Origin of the sequence: Dankookia rubra, from assembly GCF_004355005.1 — a bacterium.
GTDB lineage: Bacteria > Pseudomonadota > Alphaproteobacteria > Acetobacterales > Acetobacteraceae > Paracraurococcus > Paracraurococcus ruber_A.
In genome coordinates, this window is sequence record NZ_SMSJ01000022.1 from 26,182 (window position 1) to 51,956 (window position 25,775).

At 75.2% G+C, this 25,775-nt stretch carries 16 protein-coding genes; 7 read left to right on the forward strand and 9 right to left on the reverse strand.

The window, feature by feature from the left end:
* Positions 1 to 73 precede the first annotated feature (73 nt).
* On the forward strand, positions 74 to 2,008 hold the full coding sequence (locus E2C06_RS17120) for an AI-2E family transporter (protein ID WP_133289834.1): 1,935 nt from the start codon (positions 74 to 76) through the stop codon (positions 2,006 to 2,008).
* 42 nt (positions 2,009 to 2,050) lie between these two features.
* Here the strand turns inward: E2C06_RS17120 and E2C06_RS17125 are convergent, their stop codons facing one another.
* The 3 genes from E2C06_RS17125 to E2C06_RS17135 all read right to left on the reverse strand — a co-directional run bounded on the left by E2C06_RS17125 (position 2,051) and on the right by E2C06_RS17135 (position 6,841).
* Complete coding sequence (locus E2C06_RS17125) at positions 2,051 to 4,066, reverse strand: cache domain-containing protein (protein ID WP_165982442.1); 2,016 nt, start codon at positions 4,064 to 4,066, stop codon at positions 2,051 to 2,053.
* A gap of 78 nt (positions 4,067 to 4,144) precedes the next feature.
* On the reverse strand, positions 4,145 to 5,653 hold the full coding sequence (locus tag E2C06_RS17130; RefSeq protein ID WP_133289836.1) for an MFS transporter: 1,509 nt from the start codon (positions 5,651 to 5,653) through the stop codon (positions 4,145 to 4,147).
* A 231-nt stretch (positions 5,654 to 5,884) separates the two neighbouring features.
* On the reverse strand, positions 5,885 to 6,841 hold the full coding sequence (locus E2C06_RS17135; RefSeq protein ID WP_133289837.1) for an acetyl-CoA carboxylase carboxyltransferase subunit alpha: 957 nt from the start codon (positions 6,839 to 6,841) through the stop codon (positions 5,885 to 5,887).
* A 245-nt stretch (positions 6,842 to 7,086) separates the two neighbouring features.
* Here E2C06_RS17135 and E2C06_RS17140 point away from each other — a divergent pair, with 245 nt between their 5' ends.
* Positions 7,087 to 7,920 carry a class I SAM-dependent methyltransferase gene (locus tag E2C06_RS17140; protein ID WP_133289838.1) on the forward strand — a complete coding sequence of 278 codons (834 nt, stop codon included), beginning with the start codon at positions 7,087 to 7,089 and terminating at the stop codon, positions 7,918 to 7,920.
* Between the two features lie 106 nt (positions 7,921 to 8,026).
* On the opposite strand, the gene E2C06_RS17145 is transcribed toward E2C06_RS17140, so the two are convergent.
* On the reverse strand, positions 8,027 to 8,950 hold the full coding sequence (locus E2C06_RS17145) for a tyrosine recombinase (RefSeq protein ID WP_277751839.1): 924 nt from the start codon (positions 8,948 to 8,950) through the stop codon (positions 8,027 to 8,029).
* Positions 8,951 to 8,973: 23 nt separating this feature from the next.
* Positions 8,974 to 9,120, reverse strand: a complete 147-nt coding sequence (locus E2C06_RS37630; protein ID WP_165982443.1) for a hypothetical protein — start codon at positions 9,118 to 9,120, stop codon at positions 8,974 to 8,976.
* A 50-nt stretch (positions 9,121 to 9,170) separates the two neighbouring features.
* Between E2C06_RS37630 and aroB the strand changes: the two genes are divergently transcribed.
* The 3 genes from aroB to E2C06_RS17160 all read left to right on the forward strand — a co-directional run bounded on the left by aroB (position 9,171) and on the right by E2C06_RS17160 (position 14,998).
* On the forward strand, positions 9,171 to 10,958 hold the full coding sequence (gene aroB / locus E2C06_RS17150) for a 3-dehydroquinate synthase (protein ID WP_241671329.1): 1,788 nt from the start codon (positions 9,171 to 9,173) through the stop codon (positions 10,956 to 10,958).
* A 72-nt stretch (positions 10,959 to 11,030) separates the two neighbouring features.
* A complete protein-coding gene (locus tag E2C06_RS17155) occupies positions 11,031 to 12,875 on the forward strand; it encodes a primary-amine oxidase (protein WP_133289840.1) in 1,845 nt (614 codons plus the stop codon).
* Between the two features lie 140 nt (positions 12,876 to 13,015).
* Positions 13,016 to 14,998, forward strand: a complete 1,983-nt coding sequence (locus E2C06_RS17160) for an HWE histidine kinase domain-containing protein (RefSeq protein WP_133289841.1) — start codon at positions 13,016 to 13,018, stop codon at positions 14,996 to 14,998.
* Between the two features lie 55 nt (positions 14,999 to 15,053).
* On the opposite strand, the gene E2C06_RS40320 is transcribed toward E2C06_RS17160, so the two are convergent.
* Positions 15,054 to 16,844, reverse strand: a complete 1,791-nt coding sequence (locus tag E2C06_RS40320) for a sensor histidine kinase (RefSeq protein WP_165982444.1) — start codon at positions 16,842 to 16,844, stop codon at positions 15,054 to 15,056.
* A 248-nt stretch (positions 16,845 to 17,092) separates the two neighbouring features.
* On the opposite strand from E2C06_RS40320, the gene E2C06_RS17170 reads away from it, so the two are divergent.
* A complete protein-coding gene (locus E2C06_RS17170; protein ID WP_133289843.1) occupies positions 17,093 to 17,692 on the forward strand; it encodes a DUF2889 domain-containing protein in 600 nt (199 codons plus the stop codon).
* 3 nt (positions 17,693 to 17,695) lie between these two features.
* Here the strand turns inward: E2C06_RS17170 and E2C06_RS17175 are convergent, their stop codons facing one another.
* Entirely contained in the window at positions 17,696 to 18,889 is a 1,194-nt protein-coding gene (locus E2C06_RS17175) for an anhydro-N-acetylmuramic acid kinase (protein ID WP_133289844.1), read from the reverse strand.
* Between the two features lie 69 nt (positions 18,890 to 18,958).
* Here E2C06_RS17175 and tyrS point away from each other — a divergent pair, with 69 nt between their 5' ends.
* The gene (gene tyrS, locus E2C06_RS17180; protein WP_133289845.1) at positions 18,959 to 20,194 is read left to right on the forward strand and encodes a tyrosine--tRNA ligase; all 1,236 of its coding nucleotides are present in this window, start codon (positions 18,959 to 18,961) and stop codon (positions 20,192 to 20,194) included.
* Positions 20,195 to 20,246: 52 nt separating this feature from the next.
* Here the strand turns inward: tyrS and E2C06_RS17185 are convergent, their stop codons facing one another.
* Together E2C06_RS17185 and E2C06_RS17190 are read right to left on the reverse strand one after the other, a co-directional pair.
* Positions 20,247 to 21,974, reverse strand: a complete 1,728-nt coding sequence (locus tag E2C06_RS17185; protein ID WP_133289846.1) for a methyl-accepting chemotaxis protein — start codon at positions 21,972 to 21,974, stop codon at positions 20,247 to 20,249.
* 94 nt (positions 21,975 to 22,068) lie between these two features.
* Entirely contained in the window at positions 22,069 to 25,773 is a 3,705-nt protein-coding gene (locus tag E2C06_RS17190) for a YhdP family protein (protein ID WP_133289847.1), read from the reverse strand.
* Positions 25,774 to 25,775 lie beyond the last annotated feature (2 nt).

Genomic DNA, 25,775 nt, shown 5'->3' on the forward strand with positions numbered 1-25,775 from the left:
TTCGGCTGTGGTGGCCGATCCCCGGCCCCAAGACCCGGCCCCGACCGCAGGGCCTGGAGGCACCCGAGCCCGCATGCCCGACACGCCCTCCCCCGGCGCCAATACCCGCGGCGTCGCCGCCGCCGGCGTCCCCGGCTCCGGCCTGCAGCTGCTGCAGGGCGCGCTGCTGGTCGGCGCGGTGCTCTACTTCGGCAGGGAATTGCTGATCCCGCTGGTGCTGGCGGTGCTGCTCTCCTTCGTGCTGGCGCCGGTCACCCGGCTGCTGCGGCGGGTGCACCTGCCGCGCGCCGCCTCGGTGCTGGTCGCCGTGGTCCTCGCCGGCGCGGTCATCTTCGGCATGGGCGCATTGATCGCCGGCCAGGCGACCTCGTTGGCGGAGAACCTGCCGGCCTACCAGACCGCGGTCAGCGAGAAGCTCGGCCGGCTGCAGGCCTCGGGCGGGTTGCTGGACCGCGTCACCGGCGCGATGCAGGAGATGGGCCGCGGCGCCGGGGCGGAGAAGCCGGGCACGCCGGCCAAGACCAGCGCGACGCCCAGCCAGCCGGCCACCGACCCCATCCCGGTCGAGATCCACAACCCGGAGCCGACGCCCTTCGAGATGATCCGGCGGGTCGCCGAGCCGCTGCTCGGGCCGCTGGCCACCGCCGGCATCGTCGCCATCCTGGTGATCTTCATCCTGCTCTACCGGGAGGACCTGCGCGACCGGCTGATCCGCCTGGCCGGCGCGCGCGACCTGCACCGGACCATGGCGGCGATGGACGACGCGGCCTACCGGCTGTCCCGCTTCTTCCTGGCGCAGACCGGGATGAACACCGCTTTCGGCCTGTTCGTCGCCGCCGCGCTCTGGGCCATCGGCATCCCCAACCCCCTGCTCTGGGGCTTCGTCGCCGGGCTGATGCGCTTCGTGCCCTTCATCGGCGTCTTCATCACCATCACCGGGCCGGTGCTGCTGGCGCTGGCGGTGGACCCGGGCTGGAGCACGCTGGTCTGGGTGCTGGCGCTCTTCGCGGTCAGCGAGATGCTGATGGGCCAGGTGGTCGAGCCGCTGGTCTTCGGCCACTCGACCGGGCTGTCCCCGATCGCGGTGATCGCCGCGGCGACCTTCTGGACCTGGCTCTGGGGCCCGATCGGGCTGCTGCTGGCGGTGCCGCTGACGGTCTGTTTGGTGGTGCTGGGCCGGCACGTGGACCGGCTCGAATTCCTCGAGGTCATGCTGGGGGACAGCCCGCCGCTCGACCCGGAGGAGACCTTCTACCAGCGGGCCCTGGCCGGCGATGCCGATGCGCTCGCCGAGCAGGCGGAGAAATGCCTGAAGGAGCAGCCGCTGGCCGATTACTTCGACGGCGTCGCCCTGCCGGCGCTGCGGCTGGCCCAGGCCGATGCGGTGCATGGCGCGCTGTCGCCGGAGCGGCGCGACGCGCTGCAGCGCAGCGTCGAGCTGCTGATCGAGGACCTCGAGGAGGCGGAGGACCTGCCGCCGGCGACGGCGACCGAGGCGGAGGCACCGGGCGCCGAGGCGCCGCCCCCGGTGCCGGCGGCCTGGCACGTGCCGGGCGCGGTGCTGTGCCTACCCGGCCGCGGACCCTTCGACGCGCTGGCCGCGGTGATGCTCGGCCAGGTGCTGCAGCGGCGCGGCTTCGGGGTGCAGATCGGCGGGCTGGCGGCCGGGCCCGGCGCGCCGCCGAAGCTGATCTGCCTTTGCCTGATCGAGGGCGGCAGCAGCGCGGCCACGGCGCGCTACCTGCTGCGAAGGGCGCGGCGGCGGCTGCCGGGGACGCCGGCCCTGGCGCTGGCCTGGGCGCCGGATCAGGACGGCACGCTGGCGGCGGCGCTGAAGTCGGAGAGCCAGGCGGCGCCGCTGCTGCTGGCCGGCAGCCTGACGGAGGCGCTGGACCTGGCGACGGAACAGGCCGGCCATGCCGCCCCGCCGGTGCTGACCACGCCGGCGCCGCGGCCCGAGGCGCCGCGGCAGGAGCCGGACCTGGGCGTGGTGGCGGCGCCGGCCTGACCCTGCCGGGTCCAGGCGGGGTGCGGGGCGGGGCGTTGCGGTTCAGGCCGCCTGCTTCACGCCGCCGATGATCTCCAGCGCGCGGTCGATGCGGACCAGGAAGTCCGGGGCCTGGCGGAAGGACAGCACCACCTCCCGCGCGTCGCTCCGCACCACGCGCGCGGCGACCGGGTCGGTGCTGCCGGGGAGGGTGACCTCGACCTCGCTGCCGCCCGGCAGCACCGAGGGGAAGCCGCGCAGCGCGACGCCGCCGCGGGAGATGTCGGCGATCCGCGTCTCCGCGGCGGGGCTGTCGGCCTGGGCGGCGCGAAGCCGGGCGCGGGCATCCCCGCCGGGGATGCGCTCCCAGCGGCGGCGCTCCTTCACGTCCACCTTGCGCATGGCGCCGAGGAAGTCGTCGACCTCGCCGCGCAGCGTCGTGGTCACCTCGGACATGCTCTCGGAGGCGCGGCGGACGCTGGCGCCGGCGGCGATCGCCTCCCCGGCCAGGGAGGAGACCTCCCGCATGCGGTCGTTGGTGCCGGCGGTCGCCGTCGCGGTCGCCGCCACCTGCGCGGCGATCTCGGCGGTCGCGACGCGCTGCGCCTCGACCGCCGTTGCGATGGCGGCGGCGATGTCGCTGATCAGGTCGATGCCCTCCGCCATCTCGCCGACCGCGGCGACGGCGGTGCCGGTCGCGCCGCGGATCGCGGCGACCTGCCGGCCGATCTGCTCGGTCGCCTGGGCGGTCTGGGCGGCGAGCTGCTTCACCTCGCTCGCCACCACCGCGAAGCCCTTGCCGGCCTCCCCGGCGCGCGCGGCCTCGATCGTCGCGTTCAGCGCGAGGAGGTTGGTCTGGCCGGCGATGTCGGCGATCAGCCGGACCACGTCGCCGACCTCGCTGGCCGCGGCGGAGAGTCCCTTCACGGTTTCGTCCGTTGCCCGGGCGCGCGCCACCGCCCGCCGCGCGGCCTCGGTCGATTCGGCGACCCGGCGAGCGATCTCGTTGGCGCTCCCGGTCAGGGATTCGGTCGCGCCGGCGACGCCGCCGAGGATCTGCGCCGCCTCGGTCGCCTGGGCGGCGGTGCTGTCGGCCCGCGCCTGGGTTCGGCCGGCGACCTCGGCGACGCCGGCGCCGACCACCCGCATCTCGTCCGCCGAGACGGCCAGCGAATGCAGCACGGCCGAGATCGCCGAGCTGAACTCGACGGTATAGCGGTCCATCGCCGCCACCTGCCGCTCCCGCGCCGCCTGCTCGGCGAGCGCCTGCTCGGCCAGCCGGCGGTTCTCCAGGCCCTGGGCGCGGAAGCCCTCGAGCGCCCGCGCGAGGTCGCCGATCTCGTCCGGCCGCCCGGCGCCGGGCGAGGCGACCCCGAGGTCGCCATCGGCCATGGCGGTGGTGGCCCGGGTCGCGGCGCGCAGCGGCCGCACCACGCCGCGCGCCACCCGCCAGGCGAGCAGGCCGACCAGCAGCCCGGCGACCGCCAGGGCGGCGAGGTTGCGCCAGGCCAGCGACCAGGTCTCCGCCGCGAGGTCGTCGACATAGACGCCGGTGCCGATCACCCAGCCCCAGGGGGCGAAGCCGGCGACGTAGGAGAGCTTGTCGACCGGCGGCGCGCCGGCCGGGGCGCCGGGGCGCGGCCATTGGTAGCGCACCGTCCCGGCGCCGTCGCGCCGCACCGTCTCGGCAAAGGCGACAAAGAGCCGGAAGCCGTTCGGGTCCTTGAATTCGGCCAGGTCGCGGCCCTCGAGGTCGGGCCGGAAGGGGTGCATGACCATGCGCGGCGCGAGGTCGTTGATCCAGACGTACTCGTTGCCGCGGTAGCGGATGGCGCGGATCGCCGCCGCCGCCTCGCGCTGCGCCGCGGCACGGTCGAGCCGGCCTTCGCGCTCCTCGGACTCGAAGCGGCGGGCGGTGGCGAGGGCGGTGTCGACCACGCTTTGCAGCAGGGCGACGCGGTCGCGCTGCAGCACGGATGCCGCCTCCTGCGTCGCCAGCCCCGCCAGCATGCAGAGCCCGAGCATCGCGATGGCGGTGATGGCATGGACGCGGTGCGAGATGGTCAAGCGAAGCTGCATGAGGCGTTCCATATGCGACGGGCCGAGCCTATCGCCGGCGGCATTGCAGCCCGATTAAGGCAGCCCCGCCCCGGCGCCTCAGATTCGTTGCACGGGCACCCGCCAGGCCAGCCAGCTGCCGGCGGCGACCAGCAGCGCCGCCCCGCCGAAGGCGGCGCGGAAGGCGGTGGTCAGCCCCTCCCGCAGCGTCTCCCGCTCGGCCTCGGCCAGGCCGGGCAACAGGGCGGGGCCTTCCCGTACCAGCCGGGCGAAGAGCGCCGCGGCCTCCGGGTCGCCGGCCGCCAGGGTGCCGAAGAGCAGGGCGCCGAGCAGCGTGGTGGCGATCGCCGCGCCCAGGGTGCGGGAGAACTGCACCGATCCCGCCGCGGCGCCGAGCCAGGCCGGCCCGGCCGCCACCTGCACGGTGATCTGCGAGGTGGGGTAGGAACATCCCGTCCCGAAGGAGACCAGCACGAAGAGCAGCGCCAGCCAGGGCTGCGGCAGGACGGGAGCCAGCCAGGCGACCCCGAGCAGCGCCACCGCGGCGAGCGCCAGGCCGAACCCCGCGATCGGCATGCCCAGCCCGGTCCGGGTCATCAGCCGCCCCGCGGTGAGCCCGCCCATCGCCCCGCCGAGCGAGAGCGGCAGCAGCATCAGCCCGGCCGCGGCCGGGGGCAGGCCGCGCACGCTCTGCAGCCAGATCGGCAGGAAGGTGACGAGCCCGACCAGCGCGCCATGGGCGCAGCCGGTCAGGAGGTTGCTGCGCAGGATGGTCGGCTCCGCCAGCAGGCCGAGCGGCAGCAGCGGGTCGCGCGCCCGCCTTTCCTGCCGCAGCAGCAGGGCCAGGGCGAGCCCGGCCAGCGCCGCCAGGCCGAGCACCAGCGGCAGGCCGGCCAGGGTCATCCGCTGCGCCGCCTGCAGCGCCAGCAGGGCCGGGGTGACGAAGGCGGCGAACAGGACGACGCCGGCGACATCCAGCCGGAAACCGCCGCCGCCGCTGCCCGGCCGCGCCGGGATGCGCAGCGCAAGGCCCCAGGCGAGGGCGCTCAGCGGCAGCATGGCCCAGAAGACGCCGCGCCAGCCGAAGCCCTGCGCCAGCCAGCCGCCGAGCAGCGGGCCGAGCAGCGACGCCGTGGTGAAGCTGGCGACGATATAGGCCTGGAACTGCCCGCGCTCGCGCGGCGGCACCGCCTCGGCGATCAGCGCCATGGCGAGCGTCGCCAGGCCGCCGCCGCCGAAGCCCTGCAGCAGCCGCCCGCCGATCAGCACGGCGAAGCTGGGCGCGGTGGCGGAGACCAGGGCGCCGGCGGCCTGGATGCCGAGTGCCACGAACAGCATGCGGCGCCGGCCATGCGCGTCGCCCAGCCGGCCGAAGACCGGGGCGGCGATGGTTGCCGCGATCAGCCAGGCGACGACGACCCAGGAGATCCGCTCGACCGCGCCGAGGCTGCCGGCGATGGCGGGCAGCGCGGTCGCCACGATGGTCTGGTCGATGGCGGCGATGATGATGGCAGGCGCGATGCCGGGGAAGCTGCGGAGGAAGGCGGCGCGCAGCTCGGCCGGGGTCATGCTCGCCGGCGCCGGGTCGGCAGTGTCACGCGGGGTCATGCGGCGGGTGGAGGTCCGAGGCGGGGCCGGGCAGGGGAGGGCATCGGGGGCGGCTTGTCCAGTCGCCCGACCAAAGGATTGGGGAGGGAAAAAAGTATTCCCTCCCCAAGCCCCACCCTTCCCTTGTGTGGGTTGGCCGCCGCCGCGCGGCGAGTGCAAGACTCGGAAAAATAGATGAGGGGGCCTGGGGGAGAATACCTTCTCCCCCAGCCTTGCCTTCAGGCCGCCCGGTCAGGCGACGCTGTTGCGCCCCATCTCCAGGAACTTCTCCCGCCGCCGCGCGCGCAGCGTGGCGCCGTCATAGGCCAGCAGCGGCTCGAGGCTCTCCCAGACCTTGTCGCCCACGGCCTTCAGCGCGGCTTCGGGGTCGCGGTGGGCGCCGCCCATCGGCTCCGGCACCACCGCATCCACCAGGTTCAGCCGGCGCAGGTCCTCCGCGGTGAGCTTCAGCGCCTCGGCCGCCGCCGGCGCCTGCGCCGCGTCGCGCCAGAGGATGCTGGCGCAGCCCTCCGGGCTGATCACCGAATAGATCGAATGCTCCAGCATCAGCACCCGGTCGGCCGCGGCCAGCGCGATGGCGCCGCCCGAGCCGCCCTCGCCGATGATCGTCGCCACGAAGGGAACCGGCGCCTCGAGCCCCGCCTCGATCGACCGCGCGATCGCCTCGGCCTGGCCGCGCGCCTCTGCCTCGATCCCCGGGAAGGCGCCGGCGGTGTCGACGAAGGAGAGGATCGGCAGGCCGAAGCGCCCGGCGAGCTCCATGATCCGCCGCGCCTTGCGGTAGCCCTCCGGCCGGGCCATGCCGAAGTTATGCTTCACCCGGCCCTCGGTGTCGGCGCCCTTCTCGGTGCCGAGCACCGCGACCGCGCGGCCGCGGAAGCGGCCGAGGCCGCCGACCACCGCCGCGTCGTCGGCGAAGGCGCGGTCGCCGGCCAGCGGCGTCCATTCCTCGATATGGGCGCGGATGTAGTCGAGGCATTTCGGCCGGTCCGGGTGCCGGGCGACCAGCGCCTTCTGCCAGGGCGAGAGCTTGGCGTAGGTGGTCTTCAGCAGGGACTGCGCCTTGTCGCGCAGCTTGCCGACCTCGTCGGCCACGTCGATGCCGCCGGCATCGGTGGTGCGGCGCAGCTCCTCGATCTTGCCTTCGAGCTCGGCGATGGGTTTTTCGAAGTCGAGGAAGTGGCGCATCGGGTCCCTGTGGCGCGGCGCGGTGGGCCAGGCGAATGGCGGACGGGGACCGCCGCGGCGCGCGGGGCCGCTGCGCCGCATGCCTTGCCCCCTGGGGCGCGGGGTTAGCGGAAAAGCACCGGCGGCGGAAGCGGTGACGGCGGCATGCCACCGCGGGTGGCGGCGGCCACTGCGGAAAACCCTAGCAAGACCAAGCCCCGCCGCGCCACGCTGCCCCCGGGCGGAGGATGTGCGGGGAGGATCGCATGGCGGCCGGGCAGGATTGGCGGGCGGCGAACCGGGTGCTCTGGGACGAGCGGGTCGGCGTTCATCTCGGCCCCGGCGGCTACGACCTCGCGCCGCTGCGGGCCGGGCGCGGCCGGCTGGACGCGATCGTCGAGGCCGAGCTCGGCCCGGTGGCCGGGCTGCGGGTGCTGCACCTGCAATGCCATTTCGGCCGGGACACGCTGACGCTCGCGCAGCGCGGGGCGCAGGCGGTCGGGCTCGACTTCTCCGGCAGGGCGATCGCGGCGGCGCGGGCGCTGGCGGCCGAACTCGGCCTCGGCGACTGCGCCCGCTTCGTCGAGGCCGATCTCTACCAGGCGGCCGAGGCGGTGGCCGAGCCGGCCGCCTTCGACCTGGTCTTCGTCACCTGGGGCGCGCTCTGCTGGCTGCCGGACCTGGCGGGCTGGGCGCGGATCGTGGCCGGGGCGCTGCGGCCCGGCGGCCGGCTCTACCTCGCGGAGGCGCATCCGGCCGCCTATGTCCTCGACGATGAGGCGCCCAGCCAGATGCCGGGCCGGCCGGGCTGGCTGGTGCCCTATTTCCGGCGCGAGGCGGTGGTCTACGAGCAGACGACGGACTACGCGAATCCCGGGGCGCCGCTGCAGCACCGGACCGAGACCGTCTGGATGCACCCGCTGGCCGAGGTCGTGGGCGCGCTGCGCGGGGCCGGGATGGCGCTCGACTGGCTGCACGAGCACCCGCGGGTCACCTGGCGGATGTTCCAGGGGCTGGTGCGGGATGCCGAGGGGCTCTGGACTTGGCCGGACCGGCCCTGGCTGCCGCTGGCCTATTCGCTGGCGGCGGTGAAGCCGTGACATCCGGGACGCGGCGGCGCAGGCGACCGCGACGGTTGAGGACAAGGCTGCCTCGCGGACCGTGCAGCCTCTGGCGTCCGAAGCGATGGATTCCTTCGCCTGGGCGTCAATCCCCGGCCGGCTCCGCCAGCGGGTGGTGCGCCTCGACCAGCGCCTTCAGCCGTTCCTCCAGCACCTTGGTATAGACCTGCGTGGTGGCGATGTCGGCATGGCCGAGCAGCACCTGCAGGCTGCGCAGGTCGGCGCCGCGGCCCAGCAGGTGGCTGGCGAAGGAATGCCGCAGGACATGCGGGCTGACCCGGTCCGGGTCGATCCCGGCCGCCAGCGCCGCATCCTTCAGCAGCAGCCCCAGCGCCTGCCGGGTCATATGGCCGGAGGCCCCGCGCGCCGGGAAGAGCCAGCGCAGCGCCTGCGGGCCGGTCGCCGACTTCCGGCCGGTCCCGGCCAGCGCCTCCCGCGCCGCCACCACCGCGGCCCGGGCGCGGTTCGAGACCGGCACCAGCCGCTCCCGCCCGCCCTTGCCGCGCACCGCCACCAGCGGCGCATCCGGCCGCAGCGCCGAGGCGGGCAGCGCCACCAGCTCGCTGGCCCGGAGGCCGGAGCAATAGAGCAGCTCGACCGCCGCCGCCGCCTGGGGGCCGCGATGGCCGGGCAGGGCGGCGGCGCCGGCCAGCAGCGTCTCCACCTCGGCCTCGGTGATCGCCTTGGGCAGGCTGGCCGCGGCCTTGGGTCCCGCCAGCAGCTCGGTCGGGTCGTCCGGGCGGATGCCCTCGCGGGCCAGGAAGCGGAAGAATTGCCTGAGCGCCGAAAGCCGCCGCGCCGCGGTGCGCGGGCGCAGGCCGAGATCGGTCAGCCGCCGCAGATAGGCGCCCAGCACCTCGGCCCCGGCCTCCGCCGGCGCCGCGCCGGCCTGGGCGCAGAAGCCGAAAAAATCGACCAGGTCGGCATTGTAGGCCGCCAGCGTGTTGCGGGCGGCGCCACGCTCGGCCGCCAGCATTTCCAGGAAGGCTTCCAGGTGGCGGCCGGCCAAGATGGTCCCCCTGGGGTTGGGGGCTAGCGGGTCTGGAACCGGTCGTTGGGCACCACCCGCTCCACCGGCTTGGGGGACACGTCGGGCGGGAAGGCCCCGACCACGACCAGCCCCACCGCGACCAGGGCGAGCAGGATCGCGGCGAGCAGCAATACGGGCCTACGGAACATTGCGGGCGGGGTCCTCGCGCGGAAGCCGCGGTGTGCTAGCCTTGGGAACCGTGTCACGCAACATCGCCACCGCCTGTGCATCGTCCGGCCCGGCGCCCGCCCCCGCCCCGGGGGCGCCCGCCGGTCCCGCTGCCGGGCTTCCCGCCGCCGCCCCGCCCGATTGGGCGGCGGATGCGCCGCGCCCGGCCGCCAGCACCTGGCTGCAGGGCCGCAGCGTCGTGCTCGTCGGCATGCCGGGATCGGGCAAGTCCTCCATCGGCCGGCGGCTGGCGCTGCGGCTCGGCCTGCCCTTCCTCGACGCCGATACCGAGATCGAGGCGGCGGCCGGCCTGCCGATCACCGAGATCTTCTCCCGCTACGGGGAGCTGCATTTCAGGGATGGGGAGCGCCGGGTGATCACCCGGCTGCTGGCCGGCCCGCCGGTGGTGCTGGCGACCGGCGGCGGCGCCTTCGCCGACGACCGCACCCGGGCGGCGATCCGCCGGTCGGGGGCCATCTCCGTCTGGCTGCGCTGCCGGCTGCCGGTGCTGATGCGCCGGGTGGCGGGCCGTGATCATCGGCCGATGTTCCTGAACGCCGACCCCGCGGAGGTGCTCCAGCGGCTGATGACGGCGCGCCACCCCCTCTATGCCGAGGCCGACCTGGTGATCCAGTGCAGCGATGAGAGCCCCGATTCCACCACCCGCCGGGTGCAGGAGGCGCTGGAAGGCTGGGCGCCGCCGGCCCGGCTGCCGGTGACCTTGGGGGAGCGCAGCTACGACATCGTGGTCGGCGAGGGCCTGCTGGAACGCGCCGGCGCGCTGCTGGCCCCCGTGCTGCCGGCCCGGCGCGTGGTGATCGTGACCGACGAGAATGTCGCGCCGCTGCACCTGCCGGCGCTGCGGGCGGGGCTGGAGGAGGCGGGCTTCTCGACCCTCGCCGAGATCGTCGTGCCGGCCGGCGAGGCCAGCAAGAACTTCGCCGTGCTGCAGTCGGTGCTGGAACAGATGCTGGGCGCCGGGGCCGACCGCCGCACCACGGTGGTGGCGCTCGGCGGCGGGGTGGTCGGCGACCTCGCCGGTTTTGCCGCCGCCGTCGCGCTGCGCGGCCTGCCCTTCGTGCAGGTGCCGACCAGCCTGCTGGCCCAGGTGGACAGCAGCGTCGGCGGCAAGACCGGGATCAACCTTTCGCTCGGCAAGAACCTGGTCGGCGCCTTTCACCAGCCGCGCATCGTGCTGGCCGACATGGCGACGCTGCGCACCCTGCCGCCGCGGGAACTCCGCGCCGGCTACGGCGAGGTCGCCAAGCACGGCCTGCTGTCGGGCGAGACGCTGTGGCGCTGGTGCGAGGCGAATGGCCCGGCGCTGGTCGCCGGCGATGCCGGGTGCCAGGGCCATGCCGTGCTGGAGAGCTGCCGGCTGAAGTCCGCCGTGGTCGCCGGCGACGAGCGGGAGGAGAGCGCCGAGGGTGGCCGCGCCCTGCTCAACCTCGGCCATACCTTCGGCCATGCGCTGGAATCGGAGAGCGGCTATGGCGGCCTCGTGCTGCACGGGGAGGCGGTGGGCGTCGGCCTCGGCCTCGCCGCGGCGCTCTCGGCCCGGCTCGGCCAGTGCAGCCAGGAACTGCCGGGGCGGGTGATCTCCCACCTCGAGGCCTGCGGCATGCCGGCGCGGATCCGCGACCTGCCGCGCACCTATTCCACCGCCGCGCTGCTGGGGCGGATGCGGAAGGACAAGAAGGTGCGCGACGGGGCGCTCCGCTTCGTCCTGCTGCGCGGCCCGGGCGAGGCCTTCACCGCCGGCGACGTGCCGGTGGCGATGGTCGAGAGCCTGCTGCGGGACGAGGGGGCGGAAGCGTAGGCGGCGCCTGCGGCTTACCCCGCGCCCGGCAACCGCGTAGCCTCCCGCGCAGACCGCGCGAGAGCCCCCCGCATGACCCCCGCCCGCCACCCGCTCGACCCGCTGACCCCCGACGAGATCCGCCAGGCCGCCGCGCTGGTCCGCGGCGCGCACGACCTCGGGCCTGGGATGATGTTCGAGACGATCACCCTCGACGAGCCCGCGAAGGAGGCCGTGCGCGATTTCCGCCCCGGCGGTCCCGTCCCCCGCCGCGCCTTCGTCTGCGCCTTCGACCGCACCGACGGCCGGGTCTTCGAGGCCCGGCTCGACCTCGCCGCCGGCACGGTGCTCGACTGGCGCCATGTCCCCGGCGTCCGCCCGCGCATCCTGATCGACGACGTCCTGCTGGTCGGCCGCGTCGCGCGGGCCGACCCGCGCTTCGTCGCCGCCCTGGCGAAGCGCGGCATCACCGAGATCGACCGGGTCCAGGTGGACCCCTGGTCGGCCGGCAATTACGGCCTGCCGGACGAGGAAGGGCGGCGCATCTCGCACACCTTCTGCTGGCTGCGGTCATCGCCCGACGACAACGGCTATGCGCATCCGATCGAGGGGCTCTGCGCCGTCATCGACCTCGACCGCGCCGAGGTGCTGCGGATCGACGACCACGGCGTGGCGGAGGTCCCGGCGGCCGACCGCAACTACGCCGCCAAGTTCCGCGACCGCTTCCGCGACGACATCCGCCCGCTCGAGATCACCCAGCCCGAGGGGCCGAGCTTCAGGGTCGAGGGCAACGAGGTCGCCTGGCAGAAATGGCGCTTCCGCGTCGGCTTCAACGCCCGCGAAGGACTGGTGCTGCATGCCCTGGGCTACGAGGATGCCGGCCGGCTGCGCCCGGTGCTGCACCGCGCCGCGCTGTCCGAGATGGTGGTGCCCTACGCCCATCCCGGCGGCGGGCATTTCCGCAAGAACGCCTTCGACGTCGGCGAATACGGCATCGGCGTGCTGGCGAATTCGCTGACGCTGGGCTGCGACTGCCTGGGCGTCATCCGCTACTTCGATGCCTGGCTGGCCGACAGCAAGGGCGACCCCTATTGCATAAAAAGCGCCATCTGCCTGCATGAGGAAGACCACGGCATCCTCTGGAAGCACACCGACCTCTTCACCGGCAAGGTCGAGGTGCGGCGCGCCCGGCGGCTGGTGATCTCCTCCATCTCGACGATCGGCAACTACGAATACGGCTCCTTCTGGTACCTGCACCAGGACGGCTCGGTCCATTTCGAGATGAAGGCGACCGGCATCATGAACACCGCCGGGCTGCGGCCAGGCGAGCAGCCGCGCTTCGGCAGCATCGTCGCCCCCGGCGTCCAGGCGCACTACCACCAGCACGTCTTCAACATGCGGCTCGACATGGACGTGGACGGCACGCCGAACCGGGTGGTCGAGGTCGATACCGTCGCCCTGCCCGAGGGTCCGGACAACCCGCACGGCAATGCCTTCACCCTGCGCGAGACGGTGCTGGCGAGCGAGCTTCGCGCCCAGCGCAACGTCGACTTCGCTGCCGCCCGCGGCTGGCGGGTCGAGAGCACCGCGGCGCGCAACGCGCTCGGTCAGCCGACCGCCTACCGGCTGGTTGTGCAGAACCCGCTGCCGACCTTCTCGAGCCCCGCGGCCAGCGTCACCCGCCGCGCCGCCTTCATGACGAAGCAGCTCTGGGTGACGGCCTTCGACCCGGAGGAGCTGCACGCCGCCGGCCGCTACCCCAACCAGAGCCGCGGCGGCGAGGGGCTGCCCGCCTGGACCGCGGCCGACCGGCCGCTCGACGGCGCCGACCTCGTGCTCTGGCACAGCTTCGGGCTGCACCCGGAGGGGTTCTTCGCCGAGAACCCGGCGCTCGACGTGCCGCCGGCGCGCAGCGCGACGAGCTGCTGCGTGGACTGACGCGGTCGGCAATTCGGCGGCAATGTCGCGGCGAGCCGGGCCGGACGAAAGATGGCGGCAGCGGCTCCGGCAACCCATATGCCGGAGCCGTGTTTCGGTTCGGTATTGACGCAGGCCGGCCTGGCCGGGTTCACAACCACATGTCCGTGATAATTTCCGAGGTCCCAGAGCGTGGCGCCCAGCCAGCCACCGAGGCCTTCCTCGCCGGTGGCGGGGAGCTCGGCGCGCGGCTGCGCGCGATGGACTGGGCCGCCACCCCGCTCGGCCCTGCCGGCGCCTGGCCGACGGCGCTGAAGACGCTCGTCGCCGTCATGCTCGGCGCCCGCCAGCCGATGTTCGTCGCCTGGGGGCCGGAGCGGACCATGCTCTACAACGACGGCTACGCCACCATCTGCGGCGCCCGCCACCCGGCCGCGCTCGGCCGGCGCTTCCGCGAGGTCTGGTTCGACATCCTCGACGATGTCGAGCCGATCCTCGAGCGCGCCTTCGCCGGGGAAGGCACGCATATGGACGACATCGCCCTGCTGATGCACCGCAACGGCTATCCGGAGGAGACCCGGTTCTCCTTCTCCTATACCCCCGTGCGCGACGACACGGGCGCGGTCGCCGGCATGTTCTGCGCCTGCACCGAGACCACCGGCCGGGTCATGGCCGAGCGCCGGCAGGAATTCCGTCTCGGCCTCGAAGCCCGGCTGCGCGAGCTGGCCGAGCCGCGCGCCGTCATGGCGACCGCCGCCGCGGCGCTGGCCGCGCATCTCGGCTGCGACCGCGCCGGCTATGCCGAGGTCCACCCCGACGGGCAGCACTTCACGGTGGAGGGCGAGTGGTGCGGGCCCGGCGTGCCGAGCCTCGCCGGCCAGCAGCGGCTGGAGGATTATGACCCGGCGCTGATCGCCGAGCTGCGCGCCGGCCGAACCATCGCGGTGGCCGATGCCCGGGACGATCCGCTGACCGTCGGCCGGTCGACGGCCGCGAGCTTCCGCGCCGCCGCGGTGCGCGCCGCGGTGACCGTGCCGCTGGTCAAGGCGGGCCGCTTCGCCGCCTCGCTCTTCGTCCACCGCGCGGCGCCGCGGCGCTGGACCCAGGAAGACCTGGTGCTGGTGCAGGAGGTGGCGGAGCGCACCTGGGGCGCGGTCGGCCGCGCCCGGGCCGAGGCCGCGCTGCGGGCGAGCGAGGCGCGCTGGCGCGGCCTCTTCGCGCGGATGCAGGAGGGCTTCGCGCTCTGCGAGCTGGTGCGGGACGCCGCGGGCCGCCCGGTCGATTTCCGCTACCTCGAGGTGAATGCCGCCTGGGAACACCTGACCGGCCTGCCCGCCGGCCGGGTGATCGGCCGGTTGGCCCGCGAGGTCATCCCCGGCCTCGAGCCCTACTGGGTCGAGACCTATGCGAGGGTGATCGAGACCGGCGAGCCGGCGCATGTCGAATACCGCGTTGCCGCGCTGGACCGCTGGTTCGAGGTGCTGGCCTACCGGACCGAGCCGGGCCGCTTCGCCGCGCTCTTCCTCAACGTCACCGACCGCAAGCGGGCCGAGGCGCGCCAGGCGCTGCTGACGCGGGAGGTCGAGCACCGGGCGAAGAACGCGCTGGCGGTGGTGCAGTCCGTGCTGCGGCTGACCCGGGCCGAGGACCTGCCCACCTATGTCCGCGCGGTGGAGGGGCGGGTTTCCGCGCTGTCGCGGGCGCAGAGCCTGCTGGCCGACGACCACAGCGGGGGTGCCGAGCTGCGCGAGCTGCTGGCGGGCGAGCTGGCGCCCTTCCTCGCGGGACAGCGGGTCGAGCTGCACGGGCCGCCGGTGCTGCTGCCGGCGGTCGCCGCCCAGCCGGTGGCCATGGCGGTACATGAGCTGGCGACCAATGCGGTGAAGCACGGCGCGCTGTCGGTGCCCGGCGGCCGGCTGGCGGTGCGCTGGGAGGTGCCGGACGGCCAGCCGCCGCGGCTGCGGCTGCACTGGGCGGAGGCGGGCGGGCCGGCGGTGACGGGCCCGCCGCCGCGGCGCGGCTTCGGCGGCCGGGTGCTGGACGGCACGGTGCGCGGCCAGCTCGGCGGCACGGTGGCGCTGGACTGGCAGGCGACCGGGCTGGTCTGCCGGCTGGACCTGCCGCTCGGCGCCGGGATGGGCTGAGGGCCGGGCACGGCGCGTCGCCCGCGACTCGGCTTCGCGCCGAAGGTGGGCCGCGTCAGCCCAGGGCAGGGCCCGCCGGCTCCAGCCCCAGCCGCAGCGTCACCCGGGTGCCGCTGCCCGCCGCGCTCTCGGTCGCCAGCTCGGCGCCGATCTGCTTGGCCAGCGCCCGGATCACCGTCGCCCCGAGCCGCCCGGCCGAGCTGCCGGCCGGCAGGCCGATGCCGCGATCGGCCACCGCGACCGCCATGCAGCCCGCTTCCACCCAGGCTTCGAGCCGCACCGGATGCGCCGCCCCCTCGGGCCTTTCGTGCCGCAGCGCATCCGCCACCAGCTCCGACAGGATCAGCGCCAGCGGGATCGCCCGCTCGGCGTCGAGGGTCAGGTCCTCGGGCGCGGCGATGCGGATATCGGTGCCGGGCTGCTGCACCGAGGCGCCGGCCGCCAGTTCCCGCAGCATGTCGGCGAGCCGCACGCTGCGCAGGTCGGGGCTCATCTGCAGGGCGCGATGCGCCTCCGCGACCGCCTGGACCCGGGCGGTCGCGGCCTCCAGCGCCTCGCGCGCCGCCGGCTCCTCGACCCGGCCGGATTGCAGGCGCAGCAGGCCGGCGACCAGCTGCAGGCTGTTCTTGATGCGGTGCTCGGCCTCCCGCAGCAGGCGTTCCTGCGCCGCCAGCGCCTCGCGCAGCCGGTCCTCCGCCTGGTGGCGCTCCTCGATGTCGGTGCAGGTGCCGACCCAGTGGCGGATGGTGCCGCCGGCGTCGCGCACCGGCGCCGCCCGCACGCGGTGCCAGCGGTAGGCCCCGGCCGCGGTGCTGATGCGGGCATCGGCGTCGTAGTCCGCCCCGGCCGCCAGCGCGGCGGCCCAGGCGTCGGCCAGCCGGGCGATGTCGTCGGCATGCAGCGCCGCCATCCAGCCGCTGCCGGTCAGGGCGGTCAGGCCGAGGCCGGTCAGCGCCCGCCAGCGGCGGTTGAGGTATTCCGGCACGCCTGTCGCATCGGTCTGCCAGACCAGGTGGGGCATCGCCTCGGCCAGGGTGCGGAAGCGGTCCTCGCTGGCCAGCAGGCCGAGCTCGGCCTGGCGCCGCAACTCGATATCCGTGTTGGCGCCGATCCATTCGAGGATGCGCCCGGCGGCATCGCGCCGCGGCACCGCGCGCGCCGCGGTCCAACGCCAGCCGCCATCGGGCCGGCCGAGGCGGTACTCGGCCTCGTAGGCCTCGCCGCCGGCGATCGCCGCCAGCCAGCGGCTGCGGACCCGCGCCTGGTCCTCCGGATGGATTGCCGCCAGCCAGCCGAGGCCGGCGGAGTCGGCCGGGCCCTGGCCGGTCAGCCCGTCCCAGCCGGTCGCCTCGCGGATCGCGCCGTCCGGCCCGGCGATCCAGACCGCCAGCGAGCCGGCTTCGACCAGGGCGCGGTAGCGGGCCGCCTGAGCCTCCCGCAGGGTGACGTCGCGCAGCAGCACCAGCACGCCGGCGATGGCGCCGCCGCCGCCGCGCACCGCCGAGAGCTCGGCATCCCAGAGCCGCGGCGGCTGGTCCGCCGGGCCGGGCGCCTCGGCCTCGGGGCCGAGCGGCAGGGGCATGGCCTCGGCCCGGCAGGCCTCGCCGGTGCCGTGCACCTGGTCGAGCGCCGCGAGGCTGGTCGGGCCGAGCGCCGGGAAGGCCTCGGCCGCCCGGCGGTCGACCAGCACCGCCTCGTCCCGGCCGGTGGCGGCGAGGAAGGCGGCATTCACGTAGCGGATTCGGTGGGCCGGGCCCTGCAGCACCGCGACCGCCATGGGCGAGGCCCCGGCGAAGCCGCGGATGCAATCGATGTCGGGCAGGTCGGGCCGGCCATCCTCGGGCATGGTCGCTATCCCCCCGGGTCCGGCATCCATCTGGGAACCATTAGCGGATGGTATATCCGCCTACGATGGGGGAAGCGGTCGAGTGCCGATCACAGGGCGGAGAATAGGCTTCGCCGGCGCCCGCCAGGCGTCACGTGCCGCACCGCCGCAGGGCTGATCCACGCCCGGCGGTGGTTCAACGCCGATCGAAAGCAGGCTAGGCAGTTGGTCGACCGTCCTGACCGCCCCGCCATCCGGAGCCCGACCGCATGCCCCTTTCGCCGCCCGCCCCGCGCGAGATGCTGCACCGCCGCGAGATCGACATCCGCGGCTGGCGGCGCGAGGACGGGCTCTACGACATCGAGGCTTACCTGCTCGACACCAAGGCCCATCCCTTCGAGAACGAGGACCGCGGTACCATCCGGCCGGGCGAGCCGCTGCACGGGCTCTGGCTGCGGCTGACGGTGCGGGAGGACATGGAGATCGTCTCGGCCGAGGCGTCCTCCGACCACACGCCCTATGCCGTCTGTCCCTCCGCCGCGCCGAATTTCGCCCGCCTCGCGGGGCTCAGGATCGGCGCCGGCTTCAACCGCGCGGTGGCCGAGCGGGTCGGCGGCGCGCTCGGCTGCACCCATCTGCGGGAGGTGCTCGGGCAGATGGCGACCGTCGCCTTCCAGACCCTCTATCCCATCCGGGCGCAGCGGGAGCGGGAGGAGACGGCGCGCATCCTGGCCGGGGGCGGGGCGGTGCCGAAGCGCCGGCCGGCCATGCTCGGCAGCTGCATCGCCTATGCGCCGGACAGCCCGGTGAGCCTGGCACGCTGGCCCTGGCTGAAGGACGCGGCGGCGAAGGACCAGGCGGCCGAGTAGGCGCTACCTTCCGACGATCCGCCCGCCGCCGAGCGGCCGCGGCGCGCCGGTGGTGCCGGGGAAGGTCAGCGGCAGCCCGTGCCAGCAGCGCGCCGCCAGCACGCCGAAGGCCTGGGCTTCCAGCGCATCGCCGTTCCAGCCGGCGACCTCGACCGGCCGCACCGGCGCTTCCAGCGTGCCGGCCAGCGCCCGCATCATCGCCGGGTTGCGCCGGCCGCCGCCGGCCACCAGCCATTGCAGCGGCGGGTCGGGGAAGTGGCGGCCGGCCGCGGCGACGCAGACCGCGGCGAAGGCGACCAGCGTCGCCGCGCCATCCTGCGGCGAAAGCGCCTGCGCCCCGGCCTCCCGCAGCGCCCGGTCGAAATCCAGCCGGTCGAGCGATTTCGGCGGCGGCGCCGCCAGGTACGGGTGCGCCATCAACCGGCCGAGCACCGCGCCGTCCGGCTGCCCGGCCAGGGCCAGCAGCCCGTCCCGGTCGTAGTCGGTCTGCGCGTGCTTGCGCGCCCAGTCGTCGAGCGGCCCGTTGGCCGGGCCGGTATCGAAGGCGACCAGCGCCCCGTCGGGCCCGATCCAGGTGACGTTGCCGACCCCGCCGAGGTTCAGCACCGCCAGCGGCTTCGGCAGGCTGGCCGCGAGCACCGCATGCACCACCGGCACCAGCGGCGCGCCCTGGCCGCCGGCGGCGACGTCGGCGCTGCGGAAGTCGTGCGCGACGGGCAGCCCCGTGGCGCGGGACAGCCAAGCGGCATCGCCCACCTGCCAGGTGCGGCCGGGCGCGGCATCCCCCGGCCGGGCCGGGCGGTGCAGGATGGTCTGGCCGTGGAAGCCGACCAGGTCGGTCGCCTCGCCCAGCACCCGGGCGACCTCGGCGCGCAGCGTCGCCACCGCTTCGGCATGCCGCGCGGTCAGCCGGCGGACGCAGTCGGCCAGGAAGGGGTCGCCTTCCGCGATCTCCCCCGCGTCGCGCGAATGCGCGCCGGCAGCCACGTCGCGCGAATGCGCGCCCGCAGCCATGTCGCGCGGCTGCGCGCCGGCAACGAGGTCCAGCAGCCGCCGCAGGTCGCGGCGCAGCGCGGGTTCGTAGGGCAGGGTCAGCACCGGGCCCATCCGCCCGATCGCCTCGCCGTCCGTTTCCACCCAGGCGGCATCCACCCCGTCGAGGGAGGTGCCGCTCATCAGCCCGATGGTTCTAAGCATGCGGCCCCTATGCTAGGGGAGCCGCCCCTGCGAAGCCAGCAGGCCCTACCCGAGGATCCAGTTGTGGCGATGAGCGGCCCCGAGAGCGAGTTCCTGCACCAGGCGCAGGAGCGCGGCTACATCCACCAGGTCACCGACGCGGCGGCGCTGGATGCGCGGCTGAAGGCCGGGCCGGTCTCGGGCTATATCGGCTTCGACTGCACGGCGGACAGCCTGCATGTCGGCAGCCTGCTGCAGATCATGCTGCTGCGGCTGATGCAGCGCACCGGCCACCGGCCGGTGGTGCTGATGGGCGGCGGGACCACCAAGGTCGGCGATCCCTCCTTCCGGGACGAGGCGCGGCCGCTGCTGGACGATGCGGCGATCGAGCGCAACAAGGCCGGCATCCGCCGCGTCTTCGACGCCTTCCTGAGCTTCGGCGAAGGCCCGACGGACGCGATCATGCTGGACAATGCCGAATGGCTCGACCAGCTCCGCTACATCCCCTTCCTGCGCGAGGTCGGCCGGCACTTCTCGGTCAACCGCATGCTGACCATGGACAGCGTCCGGCTGCGGCTGGACCGCGAGCAGAACCTCTCGTTCCTCGAGTTCAACTACATGCTGCTGCAGAGCTACGACTTCGCGGAGCTGCGGCGGCGCTACGGCGTGACCCTGCAGATGGGCGGCTCCGACCAATGGGGCAACATCGTCATGGGGGCGGAGCTCTGCCGCCGGATGGACGGCGCCGAGGCCTTCGGCGTGACCACGCCGCTGATCACCAGCGCCTCGGGCGCCAAGATGGGCAAGACCGCGGCCGGCGCGGTCTGGCTCAGCGCCGAGAAGCTCAGCCCCTTCGACTACTGGCAGTTCTGGCGCAACACCGAGGATGCCGACGTGGCGCGCTTCCTCGCGCTCTTCACCGAGCTGCCGATGGACGAGGTCCGCCGGCTCGGCGCGCTGGCCGGCGCCGGGATCAACGAGGCGAAGAAGGTCCTGGCGACCGAGGCGACGGCGCTGCTGCATGGCCGCGCCGCGGCCGAGGCCGCGGCCGAGACCGCCCGCCGCGCCTTCGAGCAGGGCGAGGCGGCGGAAAGCCTGCCGAGCCTGGTGCATGCCCTGCCGGCGCCGCTGGCCGACCTGCTGGTGGCGGCGAAGCTGGTCGCCAGCAAGGGCGAGGCGCGTCGGCTGGTGGCGCAGAACGGCGTCCGGCTGAACGACGCGCCGGTCGCCGACCCGCAGCAGGCGGTGGGCCCGGGTGACCTGCGCGACGGCGCGGCCAAGCTCTCGCTCGGCCGCAAGCGGCACGTGCTGGTGCGGGCGGGCTGACGCTCCCGGCGCGACCCTGCGGGAACCCGGGACCCGCAGAAGGATGCCCGCCTCAGGCGGCGCGCAGCCCCTGCAGCAGCCCGGCCAGCCCGTCCCGCAGCGCGCCGCCCTGCTGCGCCACCGCACCGGTCGCGTCGCGCAGCCCGGCCAGCGCGCCCGTCGTCTGCTCCACCCCGGCGCTGACATGGGCGATGTTGGCGGAGACGTCGTTGGTGCCCTGCGCCGCTTCGGCGACGTTGCGGGCGATCTCGCGCGTCGCCGCGCCCTGTTCCTCGACCGCCGCGGCGATGGTCGCCGAAATGCCGTCGACCTCCGCCACCACCTCGGCGATGCCCTTGATGGATTGCACCGCGCGGTCGGTCGCCGCCTGGATGGCGGCGATCTGCGCGCCGATCTCCTCGGTCGCGCGGCCGGTCTGGCTGGCCAGGGTCTTCACCTCGCTCGCCACCACGGCGAAGCCCTTGCCGGCCTCCCCGGCGCGGGCCGCCTCGATCGTCGCGTTCAGCGCCAGCAGGTTGGTCTGCCCGGCGATGTCGCCGATCAGCCGCACCACGTCGCCGATCCGCTGCGCCGCCTCGGACAGGCCGGTCACGGTCCCGTCCGCCTCCCGCGCATCCTGCACCGCGCGCCGCGCGACCTGCGCCGCCGCGGTCACCTGGCGGGTGATCTCGTTGACCGAGGAGGCCAGTTCCTCGGCCGCCGCGGCGACGGTCTGCACGTTGCTGGTCGCCTCGGTGGCGCCGGCGGCGACGGAGGCGGCGCGTTCCGCCGTGCCCTGCGCCGTGCCGTCGAGCCGGGTGATTCCGGTCTCCAGCGTGCCGACCGTGGCCGAGAGGCCCTGCACCACCGCGCCCAGTTCGCGTTCCACCCGGTCGGCCAGGTCGCGCTGCGCCTGCAGCCGCGCCGCCTCGGCCGCGGCCCGGGCGGCGGCGGCTTCCTGCTCCAGCGTCCGGGTGCGCAGCGCCGCGTTCCGCAGCACCTCGAGGCCGCGGGCGATGGCGCCCACCTCGTCCGCCCGGGCGGTCGCCTCGACCGGCGTGTCGATCCGGCCCTCGGCCAGCCCGCCGGCGGTCGCCGTCAGCCGCTTCAGCGGCCCGGTCACGCCGCGCAGCACGATCAGCAGCGCCAGGGAGGTGCCGAGCAGGATGCCGGCGAGCGAGCCGCCGATCAGCCAAGCTTGGGCACTGGCGGTTTCCGCGTGTGCCGCGGTCTTCACGGATTCGAGCATGCGGATGGCGCGCATCTGCATCTCGTTCAGCAGCTCGCCCGCCGCGTCCACCTCGGCGGCGGCGGCCATGGCGGCGCGGGTGGCCGCCTCGAGCTTCCCGGCGCGGGCCAGCGCCTGCACCTCGGCATGCACCTTCTTGTATGACCCGACGGCAGCGTCGACCTTGACCAGGTCGCGCCTGTTCTTGGGCAGGACCAGCGCGGGGCGCAGCTCGTCGAGCCGCTTCTCCAGCCGATTCAGGTGGTGGGCCGCCTTCTCCTCCCAGTGCCGGCGCTGCTCGGCCGAGAGCTCAAGCGGCAGGAACTCCACGCTGCGTACCCAGGCCACGAAATTCACGTCCGCCCGGCCGAGGACGATGCCGCGGTTGCCCACCCCTTCCAGGCTTTTTATGCTCTCGGCCTGGCGCGCGGTCGTGTGGACGGCGCCCGTGGCGATGCCCGCCGCGAGCAGGCCGAGCAGCCCGACCACGCCGAGCAGCTTCGGCGCGAGGCCGAGCCGCCAGGATGACGTCGTCCGCGAGCGATCGGCGGGAAGGGCGATGGTGGTGGACATGGGCACTCCGGGCACGAAGGAGGCTGCACCCTGGTGCGGAAATCTGAGGATACGGTGAATCCGCCGCGCGGCTCCGGCGGCGCTGCCCGGTCCCCTATCGCGCCGGCGCCCCGCCCAGACCGAACAGCCCGCGCAGGAAGCCCGGCGTCAGCGCCGCCAGCGGGTTCACCGTCACCGTCGGGTCGTCGAGCGGCCCCTGCACCCGGTAGGTCGCGGCGAAGAGGCCGCCGCCGGCCTCCGGGCTGAACAGCCGGCCGAGGATCGGCAGCCGCCCCAGCAGCGTGTTGAACACATAGGCCGGCACGATGGTGCCCTCGACCGCGGCGACCCGCTTCTCCCGCAGCAGCCTCCCCTTCGCCGTCAGCCCGAGCGAGGCGGAGAAGGCCCGCGCGTCGGTCAGCACCAGCGCCTCGGGCGTCAGGGAGAAGGGCGCGACGAGGCGGCTGAAGACCAGCCCCTTGCCGCCCTGCACCGCCTCGACCAGGCCGTAGAGCGTCATCGCCTGCAGCAGCTTGGCCAGGGCCGGGGCGTCGCGCAGGACGAATTGCTCGAGCTCCGCGGTGCCGGCCAGCGCCGCGCCGGGGCGCAGCTGGTCGTAGTTGCCGCTGACCGAGAGCCTGCCGCCGCGGATCGAATCCGTCAGGTCCATCGCCTGCAGCAGCGCGCCGCCATCCGCCGCCGTCAGCCGCAGCAGCCGGTGCTGGCCCTGCGGCGCGAGGGTCAGGTCGAACTCGCCGCCCGCGGCGCTGCCGGTGCGGCCGGTCGCCCGCGCCTCCCGCAGCAGGCCGGCGGCATCGCTCCGCACCCGCGCCCGGGTAGCGTGCAGGTAGCGGCCCTCGCCCATCGTCATCCGCTCGAACCGCAGGTCGAGCTGCAGCGGCAGGCCGTTCTCGTCCGGCGGGCCGGCGGACGGCGGCTGGTCCTTGGTCCGGAGCACCGGCCGCAGGTCGAGCAGCGGGCCGCGCAGGTCGGCCTGCCAGGGGCCGCCGGCACGCTCCGGCCGGCGCACCTCGCCGGCGAAGCGGGAGATGCCGAGGCTGCCCTCGGCCAGCTCGAAGCGCTCCAGCCGGCCCTTCGGGCCGAAGACGCCGCGCCCGCGCAGCGCCAGGTCCGGCGTTTCCAGCAGCATCTGCTCCATGCTGCCGAGCGTCTCGCCCTGCAGCCGCAAGGTGCCCTCGAACCGGCCGGGCGTGCCGGGCGGCTTGGCCCAGTCCAGCGGCTCCACCCCCAGCCGGGCGTCGCGCAGGTCGCCGCGCAGGGCGACGCTGCCCTGGCCGCTGCGGCGGCGCTCGTAGCGCGCGTCGAGCGCCACCTGGCCATCGAGGACCTTGCCGGTCTCGACCCCGAGCGCATTGACCTGCGCCGCGTCGAACCGGCCGGTCAGGCTGCCGCGCTCGGTCACCTGGGACTGGCCGCCGTTGCGGAAGTCCATCTCGAGGTTCAGCCGCACCGGCGCGCCGACCCAGAGCGCCTGGCCGTTCAGCTTCAGCCCGTCGGTGTCCACCGCGAAGTCGAAATTGCCGCGCTCGACGTCGCGCTCGACCAGGGCGCCGGGGAGCCGGGCCTCGGTCACCCGGCCGCGGGCGCCGATCCTCAGCAGGTCCATCGGCAGGTCGGCCAGCAGCGGGAAGCTGACCGACACCCGCGCCTCGGCCTGGCCGCCGGCGGCCTGGACCTCCAGCTTGCGCCTCTCGAAGAGCTTCAGCCGGGGGTGGCGCAGCAGGGCGAAGATCTCGGGCAGCGGCCCCGTGGTCTGGCCGGTGATCTCCGCCTGCTCGCTGTCGGTGTCGAGCCCGGTGAAGCGGACGGTCGATTCCTTCAGCTCGATCCCGCCGGGCCGTCCGTCCGGCAGCGCCTGGCGGCCGCCGCGGCCGCGCAGGGTGACCCAGCCCGGGCCGAATTCGGCGCTGCCCGAGACGCCGGTCACCGGCGGCACCGGGCGCAGCCAGTGCACCGTCGCGTCCACCATCTCGACCGTGCCGGCGAGCCCGGTGAGCTCGACGCGGTCGAGCGAGGCCGGCGCCGCCGCCTGCACCTGCCAGCGGCCGTTGCGGATCAGCCCGGCGGTCAGGTTCTGCACCATCCAGTCGCGGGTATTCTCCGCCAGGCCCTTCGGCCAATAGGCGTCGAGCTCGCCGGCGGCCAGGGCATCCAGCGTCAGCCCGGCCTGCAGCTGCCAGCGTGCCCCGCCCGCCTCATCGGCCAGCCGGGCCTCGCCTTCCGCCACCAGGGTCGGCGGCGGCCGGCCGCCACCCTGCAGGGCCCCGCCAGGCGGGCGCGCGCCGACCGGGGCGGCGGGCGGCCGCAGCAACAGCCGGTCCAGCCGCAGCAGGCCGGGGGTGTAGCTGGCGGCCAGCTCCGCCGTCTCCACCGCGGCCCGGCGGCCGGCGCCGAGGTCGACGACCGCCCGGGCGAGGCCGAGCCCGAGCCGGGCGCCTTCCAGCGTGACCGCATCCAGCCCCGGCGGCACCACGAGGTCGAGCCGCGCCCGCGCCTCCCGCAACTGGCCCGAGGGCAGGCTCCGCAGCGCCAGGGCACGGGCTTCCGGCGCCAGGTCGGCCGGCCAGAGCGCGGGCAGGGTGCTGGCCTGGAAGGGCTCGGTGCCGAGGTCGAGCGCGGCGCGCCAGGCGCCGTCGCGCTGCAGCACCTCGCCGCGCGCGGTCAGGCTCGGCCCCGGGCGCCCGGATGCCGGTCCCCCGGGGCCGGGCAGCCGCAGCACCGCCTCGCGGATCGTCAGCGCCCGGCTGCTGCCCTCGACCGTCGCGGCGAGGCCGGCGACCGGCAGCCGGCGGCCGGGGGCGAGCACGAGGGCGCCCGGCCCGGCCTCGAGCCGCGCCTGCATGCGGTCGGGCCGGGCCGCGGCGTCGAATTCGGCGCGGGCGGCCAGGGTCACCGGCGCGTCGAGCACCGCGAGCGGCGCCAGCGGCGGCCATATGCTGGCGAGTTCCGCCGGCCGCAGCGCCGGCAGCAGCAGGCCGAGCGAGATCCGCATCGGCGTGCCGCGCGCCTCGCCCGACAGCCGCACCGGCACGCTGACCGCGCCGGCCCGCAGCAGCGCCTCGCCTTCCCCGGCCAGCCCGCCATCCGCGGCGCGGCGCAGGTCGATATGCGGCTCCAGCAGGGTCCAGGTCAGGCCGGCGGCGGGATCGGCCAGCACCGCCTCGCCGCCGTTGATGCGGATGCGGCGCAGCGCCGCCAGCGCGTCGCGGTCGGAGGCCGGCAGCATCAGCCCGGCCAGCAGCGTCGCCACGTCGGTCTCGGCCAGCGGCTCCGCCGCGGCGTCCTGCGACGCGGCCGAGCCAGGGGCCGCGGGGCCGAGGCCGAGGGCGATGCCGCCCTCGGTCAGCGTCGCCCGCAGCCGGGGCCGCCGCAGCTCGATCGTCGCCGGCGCGACGACGCCGCGCAGCAGGGCGCGGAAGGAAAGCGTGAAGGCCGCCTCGGGCAGGTCGATCTCGGCGCCGGCGGCCTGCAGCCGCACCGCGCGCAGCCGGATATCGAGCGGCGCGGCGGTGCCGCCGCGGAACCCCTCCCAGGCGACCGCGGCCTCGCCGATGCTCAGGCGCGCGCCCCCCGGCCGGGCATTCACCGTCGCCTCGATCCGCCGTGCGAGCTGCGGCAGGTCGAGCGGCTTCTCCGCCAGCCGCCAGGCAATGCCGCCGAGGCCGAGCAGCAGCGCGACCGCGAGGAAGACGAGGACGGCGGCGCAGCGATGCGCCCAGCGCCAGCTCCAGTGCCGCCCCGCCCCGGCCGCGCCGTTGTTCCCGGGCGGGCGAACCGCTTGACCTGGGGCGGCGCTCACGC